Source organism: Amycolatopsis bartoniae (assembly GCF_014191255.1).
GTDB lineage: Bacteria > Actinomycetota > Actinomycetes > Mycobacteriales > Pseudonocardiaceae > Amycolatopsis_E > Amycolatopsis_E bartoniae.
The window spans coordinates 37,047-48,768 of sequence record NZ_JACHWH010000018.1; the positions used below are offsets into that span (position 1 = coordinate 37,047).

Genomic DNA, 11,722 nt, shown 5'->3' on the forward strand with positions numbered 1-11,722 from the left:
CGCGCTCAGCCGGTGATCGCGGTGACCAGGCGGGCGACCGCGCGGTCGAGGGAGTCCATGCCGTCCAGCACGACTTCGGCCGCCTCGGGGGGTTCGTAGCCCTGCCCGACGCCCGTCATGGCCGGGAGCGTGCCGGAGTTCGCCCTGGCGTACAGGCCCTTCGGGTCGCGGCGGGCGCACTCCGCCAACGGCGTGTCCACCCACACCTCGACGAAATCCCCTGGGGCGAACAGGTTCCTGGCCGCGTCGCGGTCCGCGCGGAACGGCGAGACGAGCGCGACGATGACCGTCAGCCCGGCGTCGAGCATCAGGGCGGCCACCTCGGCGACGCGGCGGACGTTCTCGGCGCGGTCGGCCGGCGTGAAGCCGAGGTCGCGGTTCAGCCCGCCGCGCACGTTGTCCCCGTCCAGCACGTAGGTGTGCACGCCCAGGCCGTGCAGCCGGCGCTCCAGCGCGTCGGCGATCGTGGACTTGCCCGCGCCCGGCAGGCCGGTGAGCCACAGGACCCGGCCGCGCTGTCCCTTCAGCTGTTCGCGCGCGGCCCGGTCGATGGCGTAGTCCTGCGGCACCACGTCGGGTGGCCCGGCCGGCCTGCGTACCATGCCCGCGCCGACGGTGTCGCCGGTGCGCCGGTCCACGAGCAGGAAGGAGCCGGTGTCGTGGTTGTCCGTATAGGACTCCAGGAACACCGGCGCCGCGATCGTCACGTCGACCGTGCCGATCTCGTTGCGCACCAATGAGGTCGCGGGATGTTCTTGTCCGGTTTGGACGTCCAACCGGGATTTGAGCGAGGTCACCTCGGCGGGGACCGACCGGGGCCCGGCGAGCAGCAGGTAACCGGCGCCGACCGCCAGGGGTTCGGCTCCGGTCCAGACCACCGTCGCGGTCACGGCGGTGGTGAGGGCGGGGGAGTCGCCGCCCGCCGGTACGAGCACGTCGCCGCGGTGCACGTCGACGTCGCCGGAGAGGACCACCGTCACCGGCGTGCCGGGGACCGCGTGGTCCAGGTCGCCCGCGGGGCCGAGCAGCCGGTCGACGGTGGTGACCGCGCCCGTGCCCGCGACGGTCACCGCGTCACCGATGCGCAGCGCCCCGCCGACCACCGTGCCCGCCGGTCCGCGGAAGCGGTCCGTGCGGATGACGTACTGCACGGGAAGCCGCGCGCCCGTGAGCTTCGCGGTGCGGTCCCCGGTCTTCGGCCGCCAGCCGGAGAGCAGGTCGAGGAACGTCGGCCCGTCGTACCACGGCAGGTTCGGCGACGGCGTGGTCACATTGTCCCCGCGCACCGCGCTGACCGGCACCACGTGCAGCTCCTCGACGCCGAGATTCGCCGCCACGGCACGGATTTCCGCCGCGATCCGGTCGAACACGGCCCGGTCGTAGCCGACCGCGTCGAGCTTGCTGACCGCCACGAGCACCGAGCGCACCCCCATCGTGGTGCACACGGCCAGGTGGCGGCAGGTCGCCGGCCGCACGCCGAGCACCGCGTCGACGAGCAGCACCGCCAGGTCCGCGGTGGCGGCGGCGACCGCCATGTTGGCGCCGTGCTGGTCGTGCCCCGGTGCGTCGGCGATGATCACCCGCCGGCCGCCGGGCAGGTCGAGGAAGCGGTAGCCGACGTCGATGGTGATGCCCTGCTCGCGTTCGGCCTCCAGCCCGTCGGTGAGCAGCGAGTAGTCGATCTCCCCCGGCGGCACGACCGAACCGCCCCGGCGGGTCCGCCGCGCCTGCTCCAGCTGGTCGGCGGGCACGCTGCCCGTGTCGGCCAGCAACCTGCCGATCAGTGTGGACTTGCCGTCGTCGACCGAGCCGCACGCCACGAGCCGCAGCACCGCGCCCATCAGAAGTAGCCCTCCGACTTCTTGGTCTCCAGCGACGTGCCGCCGTCGCCGTCGATGAACCGGCCCATCCGCTCCGAACGGCGGTCGGCCCGCGTCTCCTCGATCAGCTCGTCGAGGGTGGTCGCCGTCGACTCCACGGCGGCGGTGAGCGGGTAGCACCCGAGGGTGCGGAACCGGACCCAGCGGTGCTCCGGCGTTTCCCCTGGCCGCAACGGAAAGCGGTCGTCGTCGACCATGAGGAGCGCGCCACCGCGCTCGACCACCGGGCGCGGCGCGGCGAAGTAGAGCGGTACCACCGGGATGTCCTCACGGCGGATGTACCGCCAGATGTCGAGCTCGGTCCAGTTCGACAGCGGGAACACCCGCAGCGACTGCCCCTCGGTCAGCTGGGTGTTGGGCCAGCGCCAGAACTCCGGGCGCTGCCGGCGCGGGTCCCAGCGGTGGCCGGGTTCACGGACGGAGAAGATCCGTTCCTTGGCCCGCGAACGCTCTTCGTCCCGCCGGGCACCGCCGATCGCCGCGTCGAACCCGTGCGTGTCGAGCGCCTCGCGCAGGGCCAGGGTCTTCATGATCCGGGTGTACTCGTGCGCGCCGTGGGTGAACGGGGTGACGCCGCGGGCGGCCGCCTCGGTGTTGGTCTGCACCAGCAGGTCCAGACCCAGGCGGCGGGCGGTGGCGTCGCGGAACGCGATCATCTCCCGGAACTTCCAGCGAGTGTCCACATGCAACACCGGGAACGGCAGTCGGCCCGGTGCGAACGCCTTGGCCGCCAGGTGCAGCAGCACCGAGGAGTCCTTGCCGATCGAGTACAGGAGCACGGGGTTGCGGCACGTGCCCGCCGTCTCCCGCAGTACGTGGATCGCTTCGGCCTCCAGTGCGTCCAGCAAAGCCGTGGTGTTTTCGGAAACCGTCCCGGAAGTCGCTGTCTTCGCGTCCACGCCGAGCCCCCGTCAGAACTTGACTCAATCGGTCGAATTCGTGGGATATTACGGCGATGGGGAATGACCGTCCATGAGCTGGCAGCTGGTACTGGCGGGACTGCTCGTCGGCTTCGTCATCGGGCTGACGGGCATGGGCGGTGGCGCGCTCATGACGCCGATCCTGGTGCTGTTCTTCGGGGTGAACGCGCTCGTGGCCGTGTCGAGCGACCTCGTGGCGTCGCTCGTGGTGAAACCCGTCGGCGCGGCCGTGCACCGCCACCGCGGCACCGTGCACTGGCGGCTCGTGCGGTTGCTCTGCCTGGGTTCGGTACCGGGTGCCTTCGGTTCGGTCGTCGCGTTGCGGCTGCTGGCCGATCCCGCCGCGGTCGCCCGGATCACGCAGATCGGGCTGGGTGTGGTGCTGCTGTGCGCGGTCGTCGCGGCGGTGGCACGGGACGTGCTCGACCGGCGCGGGCGCCCGGCCACCGACACCGTCACGCCGAAACCGGTGCCCACGGTGCTCATCGGGCTGGTCGGCGGAACCGCGGTCGGCCTGACGTCCGCCGGGTCCGGCACGCTGGTGATCGTGTGCCTGCTGCTGTGTTATCCGGCGCTGGCCCCGCGCACGCTCGTCGGCACCGATCTCGCGCAGGCGATCCCGCTGGTCGGCGCGGCGGCGGTGGCGCACCTGATCTTCGGTGACGTGCAGTTCGCGCTGACCGGGCAGCTGCTCGTCGGGGCGCTGCCGGGGGTGGCGGCCGGGGCGCTGGTGTCCGCGCGTGCGGTGGGGGCGGTGCTGAAGCCGGTGCTGGCGCTCGTGCTGACGTTCTCCGCGGTGAAGCTCCTCGGCGCGCCGACCCCGGCCGCCTTCCTGGCCTCCGGTGGGGCCGTGCTGATCTCGCTGGTGGCGGAGACCAGCCGCCGGGCCGGCACCCTCAGCCGTGGATAATCCGGGCGTGCGCATCTCCGCCAAGGTCGACTACGCCGTGCGGGCCATGGCGGAACTCGCCGCGGCTCCCGTGGGCGGGGTGGTGCGCGCGGAGGACGTGGCCACCGCGCACGAAGTGCCCCTCGCGTTCCTGCTCACCATCTTCAGCGACCTCAAGACGGCGAACCTGGTGCGCGGCCATCGCGGCCGCGCGGGCGGCTACTCCCTGGCGCGCCCGTCCGCCGAGATCACCGTCGCCGACGTGGTCCGTGCCGTCGAAGGGCCGCTGGTCCGGGTCCGCGACGTCGGGCTGCGCGACCTGCGCTACACCGGTCCGGCCACCGCTCTCGTCGACGTGTGGATGGCGGTGCGCACCAGCCTGCGGACGGTGCTGGAGAACGTGACGCTGGCCGACCTGGTCGCCGGCCACCTGCCCGGGGAGATCTCCGCCATGGCGGCGGAGTACCGGGCCGAAGAGCGGAAGCGGGGACGCGAGACGCCCGGGTAGGGCGCTTGTGGACAGCATTATCCCCAAGGTGGGAAACGATTTTCGGGTTTCGTCCCGCAGCCCGGAGCAGCGGTTTTCGTGTCCGTGCCCGCGCTTGACCGCCCGGCGAGCGCCTCGGTAGCTTCGCTGGTGGGCGCCTCACAGGATGCTGGGGCACCGCGTCAAGCTCAGGCGTGTTTCGTCCGTTCCGATTCGTACGACGGGGATCGAAGGGGATCAGCGGAGGACGACGAAAATGGGGGGCGCAGGGTGGGGGACGACGCCGGGACCACCCGGATGACCGTGGACGCCCACGGGGAGCCGTGGCCGGATCCGAAACTCGAAGCGCTACCGGTGGAACTCGTGCCGATCGCCCGGCTCACCGTCGCGGGCTCCCCGCGGGTCGGCGGTGCGGACCCCGAGCACATCCGGGTTCTCGCCGGGACCTCCACCGTGTTCCCCCCGATTCTCGTGCACCGCCCCACGATGCGGGTGATCGACGGCGCGCACCGGGTCCACGCGGCCCTGCTGCGCGACGAACGGCAGATCGAGGTGCGGTACTTCGACGGATCCGAGGACGACGCGTTCGTCCTGTCCGTCAGGCTCAACGTCACGCACGGGCTGCCGTTGTCCCGCGCGGACCGCAACTCCGCGGCGGAGAAGATCCTGCACGCGCACCCGGACTGGTCCGACCGCGCGGTCGCGGCGATCTCCGGGCTCTCCGACAAGACGGTCGCCTCGATCCGGCGCCGGACGAGTGCGGAATTTCCGCAGTTGTCACATCGGGTCGGCCGCGACGGCCGCGTGCGTCCCAACAACGCGGCGGCCGGGCGCAGGCGCGCGGCCGCCTACGTCCAGCACCGGCCCCACGCCCGGCCACGGGAGATCGCCGAGGCGGCGGGGATCTCCGTCACGACCGCTCGCGATGTCCGCGGCCGTGTTCGCGAGGGCCTGCACCCGGTCCCGGCAGGCCGTGCCGGTGCGGGCACGGCCGAGCGGGCCGCGGACGCCGGGCCGGAGGGCGGCGCGGACGGCGCCCTGTTCTCCTCGCTGCGGCGGCTGCGCAGCGATCCTTCGTTCCGCCACCACGAAACCGGGCGGATGCTGCTCCGCCTGCTCGACACCAGCATGCTCATCGCCGTCGAGCAGGACCGGCTCGTCGACGGGGTGCCGGTGCACGGGACCGACGCGGTGAAGCAGGTGGCCACCCAGTACGCGCAGGCCTGGCAGCGGTTCGCCGACCAGCTGGAGAACCGGGGCCGGATGTTCGGCTGACCGCCGTGCCCGGAAGCCGTGGTGCGAGGCGGAACTTCCGCCCGGTGTATCGCCGGCATATCGAAAATCCCATACGGGCTGGCAACATCGCACTGTCTTCACTGGAGGCATGACCCCCAGCGACGCGGCACGGACGACGACTCCCCGCAGTCCCGGCTTCAGGGCGGTGACGGCCCGGCGGATCCGCGGGATCCTCGTCGCCGGCGTGCGGGGCGTCGTCGCGAGAACCGCCGGGGCCTTCGGCTACCGGTTGACCAAGCGGCAGCGCCGGGGCGGGTTCGGTTTCGCCGACGGCGCGGTTCCCGACGGGCTGACTGTCTTCGACAGCGAGATCTCGGCCTTGACCAACCTCGACCCGGCTCTGCTCGGCGCCCTGCGCCAGGCCGCGAAGGCCGCCGCCGAGGACGGCGTCGAGTTGTTCGTCAACAGCGGCTGGCGGTCCCCGGCGTACCAGGAACACCTGCGCCGCAACGCGGTCGCCCGGTACGGCTCCGAGGAGGAAGCCGCCCGGTGGGTGGCCGCGGTGGAGACGTCCGCCCACGTGGCGGGGAACGCGGTCGACATCGGGCCGCCCGAAGCCGCGGCGTGGCTGTCGGAGCACGGCGCGGAGTACGGCCTGTGCCGGATCTACCGCAGCGAGCCCTGGCACTACGAACTGCGTCCCGAGGCCGTCGAGCACGGCTGCCCGCCGATGTACGCCGACCCCTCGGAGGACCCGAGGATGCGCCGGTGACGGGGTTTCACCGGTGACCACCCCGGATCCGGACGGCCAGCCCGCCGGTGTGGCGGGCTCCTGCCGGTGCGCCGCACCGGGAAATCCCCAGCCCGGCAGTGGCACCGGCCGCCGGAGGCGGGACGCGCGACCGATCGGGACCGGGAGCGCGTCCTGCCTCCGGCCCCCCCGGAGGCGGAACCGGGCGGCGTGCGCACGGTCAGGCCGGCAGGAGGTCCGCTCCGGTCCGGTTCGTCAGGAAGGCACTCGTCAGCGCCGTGGACGCCAGCGCCATGAGCACCAGCATCGTGAACGTCCTCGGGTCGATGATCCCGGCGCTCAGGCCGATGTTCAGCACGATGATCTCGGTCAGGCCACGGCAGTTCATGAGCCCGCCGACCCGCAGGGCCTCGCGCCCCGGCATGCCCATCGACCGGGCGGCCAGCGAGGTCGAGCCGATCTTGGCGGCGATCGCGACCACGACGACGACCAAGCAGCACGCCCACATCCGCACGTCGCCGCCGAGCAGCGTGAGGTCGGTCCGCAGGCCGCTCGTGGCGAAGAACACCGGCAGCAGCAACGGCTGCAGCAGTCCCGCCGCCGACTGGAAGCGGCGCGCGGTCACCGACTCCGCGGGGGTGATCACGCCCAGCGCGAACGCGCCGAACACCGCGTGCACGCCGCTGAACTCGGTGGCCACGGCCGCCAGCAGCACGACGACCAGCAGCGGCCCCAGCCCGAGCGCGGCCGCCCACCGCCTGCGGGTGCGGTGCAGCCAGACGCCGAGCCCGGTGAGCGCCGCGATCACGGCGGCCGTCAGCGACACCGTCGCGACGACGGCGGCGCCGGAACCGGCACCGGCCAGCGCGAGCACCACCGAGAGCAGGCACCACGCGAGCACGTCGTTCATCGCCGCGGCGGCCAGCACCAGCGAGGCCAGGCGGGTCCCGTTCCACCCGCGGTCCTCGACGATCCTGGCGAGCACCGGCAGTGCCGTGATGCTCAGGGAGAGCCCGACGAACAACGCGAAGGGCACCACCTGGACGCCTCGCGGCGCGAAGGTCGCGTATCCGAGCACGCCGAGCGTCGCGCCGCAGAGCAGCGGGATCACCATGCCCGCGTGGCTGATCACCAGCAGCGTCGAGGTGCGGCCCGCGAGCGCCCGCGGGCGCACCTCCAGTCCCGCCAGGAAGACGAAGAGCACCACGCCGAGCTGCGCCACGATGTCGAGCGTCGACGTCACGTCGGGGGCGAGCAGTGTCCGGCCGACGGCGGGCCAGCACGCCTGCAGCACCGACGGGCCGAGCAGGATGCCGCCCGCGATCTCGCCGATCACCGCGGGCTGCCCGAGCCTGCGCACCGCGAACCCGGTCAGCCGGGTGGCGCCGACGATCACCGCGAGCGCGGCGAGCACCCGCGCCAGCGGGGTGAGGCCGGGCAGCGGACCGTGCCCGGTGCCGGCCGCCGTCCCGCCCGTCCAGTGGCTCGCGAGCAGCGCGACGACCAGTCCCGCGGGCAGGACCACGAGCAGGAGGTACAGCAGGATCGTCCGTGCGGCGGGTGGGGTGCGGGCCGGCTTCCCCGGCAGGAAGGCGCTCTGTGCCGCCGAAGCGGGGGACGGGGACCGGGACTCCAAGGCGTACCTCCGCGAGCGTGGCTGTGCCGGCTCCGGAAGCCGGAGCCGGGAACGGTGTCTGCGTGTCAGCGCCGCATTCGTTTGCTTCGCGGCTGAAATGCGGTGGAAGAAAGAGGGGAAAGGGATGAACCGGCTTTCCCCGGCCGGCCGCGCGGATCATTGTCGCCGAACGACCACCGCGCCGCCACCACGCACCGGGGCCCCGCCGCGGCCGCCGGGGCGCGCTCGTCTACTGTGGACCCGTCGGACCCGGTCCGGGTGGCGCCGGAGCGCTCAGCCGTCTCGCGCCGAACAGGTTTCAGGTCGGCCCCGGCGGGGAAAACCTCGTCAACGACCGTAGCGCGGGTCGGCGCCGAGTTCAGGGATACGCTGTCCGGCCGGAATTCCACGGAAAACTCACACGGATTTCACATGTCTTCGCGCCGGAAAGTCCTTGCTCCGAAAGGGGTATCGGTTCCGCCGGGTGCCGGGCAGGCGCGCCGGGCCGCCGCGCACGCGGTCCGCGGGGCCGGGCGCCCGGAAACGATCTTCCGCGCACCGGCGTGCCTGCTTCGGCCCGGCACGGCGCTTCGCGCTGTTTCGGCAGCGTGTCACCGGTGCGCGGGCGAATCCGTGCCACGAAAAGGAAAGCCCGCCTGACGCCGGAACCGGGCGCCGGAAGTGGTCGAGACCACCGGAAAACGATCTTGGACGACGATTCCGGTGCTGACCCGCTGTCGCCGGCTGATTGCCCACGATGTTCGGCCATGCCATGCTGACGCGGTGTGCACTCACTGGGGATCAAGGGGTGCGGCGGTCGCTCCCGACCACGGAACAATCCGTATTCCGGCCGGCGGAACTACGGGCCGGGCGCGACGTGTACCGGAAACGCAAGATCGAAAACCCGGCCGGCCGGAGCGGGCCTTGAGCTCCGGGTGACGTGAACCCGGCACCGGTGTCCAAGCACCGAAGCCGGGCAGTTGGACACACGGCGGCGGCCCGACGGCGGGCGAGCACCAGGCATTCCTGTTCGAAACGGGGAGTGGGACGGGTACCCGGCTCCCTTCTTCAGCATGTCCCGAAAACCGTCATGACAACCGGAGTGGTGGTAATGCCTCGTGTCAGATGACAGCGGGTAGCACGGAGGTCCCGGCGGGGACCTGGGCTTCGGGTCGTTTGGGTGATACCGGCGGAAAAATCGTGGAAACGCGCGCTTTTCGCCGGGGGGAGAGGTCTGACTTTTTCACCACCGGTGCTGACCGGGCGAGCGGCGGCGACGCCGTTTCCCGAGTCGTGCCGCAGAGACTACGAAAGAGAAGAAATCCGATGGGGCCCCAGGTGGATCCGACGAAAGTTGACACAGGCGCTCTTCCGGTCGTCGAAATCGAGCTGTCCCGGCTGTCTTCGGTGTGCTCGCCGCGAACCACGGGCGAGGATCCGGAACACGTCGAAAGCCTGCTGTCGGCGGAGGGCGAGCTTCCGCCCATTCTCGTGCACCGGCCGACGATGCGGGTGATCGACGGCCTGCACCGGCTGAAGGTGGCGAGGGTCCGGGGTGATACGACCATCGTGGCGAGATGCTTCGACGGCACGGAATCGGACGCTTTCGTGCTGGCCGTCGAGGCCAACGTCCGGCACGGTCTGCCACTCTCGCTCGCCGATCGCAAACGGGCGGCGATCCAGATCATCGGCACGCATCCGCAGTGGTCCGACCGGCGGGTGGCCTCGGCGACCGGCATCTCCGCCGGCACGGTGGCCGATCTGCGCCGGCGGCGGGGAGAAGACGGGAACGAGGCCAGGATCGGGCGGGACGGGCGCATCCGGCCGGTCGACGGTTCGGAGGGCAGGAAGCTCGCCGCCGAGCTGATCCGCAGTGACCCGGGCCTGTCGCTGCGGCAGGTCGCCAGGAAGGTCGGCATCTCCCCGGAAACGGTTCGCGACGTGCGCGGCAGGCTGGAACGCGGCGAAAGCCTGGTCCCGGACGGGAGCAGGCGGCTGCGCGCCAAGCCGCAGCCAGTGGGGTGGGCCGAGCCCGACTTCGGCCGGTCCGTGGACCGGGACCGGCGCGCCGTGCTGGAGCGGCTGAAGGCCGATCCCGCGCTCCGGCTGAGCGAGGCGGGCCGGATCCTGCTGCGCATGCTCGCGATGCACTCCATCGAGGGGCAGGAGTGGGGCCGGATCCTGCACGGCGTCCCGCCGCACCTGTGCGGGGTGGTCGCGGGGTTCGCCAAGGACTACGCCCGGGTCTGGGCGGAGTTCGCCGACCGCCTGGAGAACCGGGCGACCGACGTGGCGGCGGGGTGAGCGCGCGATGAACCGGACAACCAGGAGGCCGGCCGCGGTGGTCGTGCCGGCGGGCGACGACGAGAGGGCGGGGTTCTGATGGCGGTGCGGGCGCTGCGCGGCGCCGTGCAGGTCGAAGCCGACGAGCCGGACGCGATCATCGAGGGTACGACGGAGCTCGTCGCCGAGGTCATGGACCGCAACGCGCTCACGACCGACGACGTGATCAGCGTGCTCTTCACCGCGACTCCCGACCTCAGTTCCGAGTTCCCCGCGGTGGCCGCCCGCAAGCTCGGTTTCCACGAGGTGCCGCTGCTGTGCGCGACGGAGATCGCGGTGCCGGGGGCGCTGCCCCGGGTGGTCCGGCTGCTGGCGCACGTCGAGACCGACCGGCCGCGCTCGGCGATCCGCCACGTCTACCTGCGTGGTGCCCAGGCGCTGCGGCTGGACATCGCCCAGTGAGCGGCACCGGGGAGCGGTGGTGAGCGTGGAGCGGGTCCTCGTCGTCGGCACCGGGCTGATCGGCACCTCGGCCGCGCTGGCCCTGCGCCGGCAGGAGGTCGCGGTCTACCTCTCCGACATCGACGCGCACGCCGTGCGGCTGGCCCGTGAGCTCGGCGCGGGCCGGGAGTGGACGGGCGAGGACGTGGACGTGGCGCTGATCGCCGTGCCCCCGCACGTCGTGGGGGAGCGGCTGGCCGATCTGCAGAAGCAGGGACCCGCGCGCGCCTACACCGACGTGGCCAGCGTCAAGGTCGACCCGATCGCCGACGCGGAGCGGCTGGGGTGCGACCTGACCACGTTCGTGCCGGGGCACCCGCTCGCCGGGCGGGAGCGCTCCGGCCCGGCCGCGGCCCGCGTCGACCTGTTCCGCGGCCGCCCCTGGGCGCTCTGCCCCGGTCCGGAGGCCGACGCGGGCGCCGTGCGGCTGGCGCGGGAACTGGTGTCGCTGTGCGGCGCGGAGGCCGTCACGGTGGGGGCGGGCGAGCACGACTCGGCGGTCGCGCTGGTGTCGCACGCCCCGCACGTGGTGGCGTCGGCGGTGGCGGCGAGCCTGGCGGGCGGCGACGACCTCGCGCTGGGCCTCGCCGGGCAGGGGCTGCGGGACGTCACGCGCATCGCCGCCGGAAATCCCTTGCTGTGGCGGATGATCCTCTTCGGCAACGCCCTGCCGGTGGCGGGGGTGCTCGAACGCGTCGCGGTCGATCTCACCGAAGCGGCCTCGGCGTTGCGGTCCGGCGACCTCGACGCCGTGACGGATCTGTTGCGGCGCGGCGTGCGCGGTCACGGCCGGATCCCGGGCAAGCACGCGGCACAGGGGAACGGGTGCGCCGTGGTGCAGGTGGTGCTGCGGGACCGGCCGGGAGAGCTGGCCCGGCTGTTCGCCGCGGCGGAGCGGGCGGGCGTGAACATCGAGGACGTCCGCCTGGAGCACTCGGCGGGCCTGCCCGCCGGGGTGGCCGAGGTGTCGGTGCGCCCGGAGGACAGCGGCAGGCTCGCCGGGGTCTTGCGGTATCACGGCTGGCACGTGCCGCCCGTGCCCGAAGCCGGCCCAGCGAGTCCCGTGACCGCGGGATCCGAACGTGGTCCGAACCATTAGGTGGTCGTGATGTGCTTCGTTTTTCCGCTACCGCAGGGGTTTTCGCGTGCCGGCGTGAGCG

The 11,722-nt window shown here is 72.6% G+C and carries 10 protein-coding genes; 7 read left to right on the forward strand and 3 right to left on the reverse strand.

What is annotated here, in order from left to right; genetic code table 11:
• Positions 1–5: 5 nt before the first annotated feature.
• Together cysC and cysD are read right to left on the reverse strand one after the other, a co-directional pair.
• Entirely contained in the window at positions 6–1,841 is a 1,836-nt protein-coding gene (gene cysC / locus FHX82_RS35650; RefSeq protein WP_145935269.1) for an adenylyl-sulfate kinase, read from the reverse strand.
• The gene (gene cysD / locus FHX82_RS35655; protein ID WP_145935268.1) at positions 1,841–2,779 is read right to left on the reverse strand and encodes a sulfate adenylyltransferase subunit CysD; all 939 of its coding nucleotides are present in this window, start codon (positions 2,777–2,779) and stop codon (positions 1,841–1,843) included. The genes cysC and cysD overlap by 1 nt, the downstream gene beginning before the upstream one ends.
• 73 nt (positions 2,780–2,852) lie before the next feature.
• Here cysD and FHX82_RS35660 point away from each other — a divergent pair, with 73 nt between their 5' ends.
• From FHX82_RS35660 to FHX82_RS35675, 4 genes are all read left to right on the forward strand, one after another.
• Positions 2,853–3,710 carry a sulfite exporter TauE/SafE family protein gene (locus FHX82_RS35660; protein WP_145935267.1) on the forward strand — a complete coding sequence of 286 codons (858 nt, stop codon included), beginning with the start codon at positions 2,853–2,855 and terminating at the stop codon, positions 3,708–3,710.
• A 7-nt stretch (positions 3,711–3,717) separates the two neighbouring features.
• On the forward strand, positions 3,718–4,197 hold the full coding sequence (locus tag FHX82_RS35665) for an RrF2 family transcriptional regulator (protein ID WP_145935266.1): 480 nt from the start codon (positions 3,718–3,720) through the stop codon (positions 4,195–4,197).
• Between the two features lie 276 nt (positions 4,198–4,473).
• Complete coding sequence (locus tag FHX82_RS35670; RefSeq protein WP_145935265.1) at positions 4,474–5,451, forward strand: ParB/RepB/Spo0J family partition protein; 978 nt, start codon at positions 4,474–4,476, stop codon at positions 5,449–5,451.
• Positions 5,452–5,560: 109 nt separating this feature from the next.
• The gene (locus FHX82_RS35675; RefSeq protein WP_145935264.1) at positions 5,561–6,184 is read left to right on the forward strand and encodes a M15 family metallopeptidase; all 624 of its coding nucleotides are present in this window, start codon (positions 5,561–5,563) and stop codon (positions 6,182–6,184) included.
• A 199-nt stretch (positions 6,185–6,383) separates the two neighbouring features.
• Here the strand turns inward: FHX82_RS35675 and FHX82_RS35680 are convergent, their stop codons facing one another.
• Complete coding sequence (locus FHX82_RS35680; protein ID WP_183177043.1) at positions 6,384–7,799, reverse strand: cation:proton antiporter; 1,416 nt, start codon at positions 7,797–7,799, stop codon at positions 6,384–6,386.
• Positions 7,800–9,116: 1,317 nt separating this feature from the next.
• On the opposite strand from FHX82_RS35680, the gene FHX82_RS35685 reads away from it, so the two are divergent.
• From FHX82_RS35685 to FHX82_RS35695, 3 genes are all read left to right on the forward strand, one after another.
• A complete protein-coding gene (locus tag FHX82_RS35685) occupies positions 9,117–10,082 on the forward strand; it encodes a winged helix-turn-helix transcriptional regulator (protein WP_373308610.1) in 966 nt (321 codons plus the stop codon).
• A gap of 78 nt (positions 10,083–10,160) precedes the next feature.
• Positions 10,161–10,523 (forward strand): chorismate mutase, encoded by a 363-nt coding sequence (gene aroH / locus FHX82_RS35690; protein WP_145935261.1) that lies wholly within the window; start codon positions 10,161–10,163, stop codon positions 10,521–10,523.
• A gap of 19 nt (positions 10,524–10,542) precedes the next feature.
• The gene (locus tag FHX82_RS35695) at positions 10,543–11,661 is read left to right on the forward strand and encodes a prephenate dehydrogenase (protein ID WP_145935260.1); all 1,119 of its coding nucleotides are present in this window, start codon (positions 10,543–10,545) and stop codon (positions 11,659–11,661) included.
• The last annotated feature ends 61 nt before the right edge of the window (positions 11,662–11,722 follow it).

Coding starts and splice junctions, on each gene's coding strand:
- cysC (WP_145935269.1), bottom strand. CDS start 1,841: ATGGGCGCGGTGCTGCGGCTCGTGGCGTGCGGCTCGGTCGACGACGGC.
- FHX82_RS35670 (WP_145935265.1), top strand. CDS start 4,474: ATGACCGTGGACGCCCACGGGGAGCCGTGGCCGGATCCGAAACTCGAA.
- FHX82_RS35675 (WP_145935264.1), top strand. CDS start 5,561: ATGACCCCCAGCGACGCGGCACGGACGACGACTCCCCGCAGTCCCGGC.
- FHX82_RS35660 (WP_145935267.1), top strand. CDS start 2,853: ATGAGCTGGCAGCTGGTACTGGCGGGACTGCTCGTCGGCTTCGTCATC.
- aroH (WP_145935261.1), top strand. CDS start 10,161: ATGGCGGTGCGGGCGCTGCGCGGCGCCGTGCAGGTCGAAGCCGACGAG.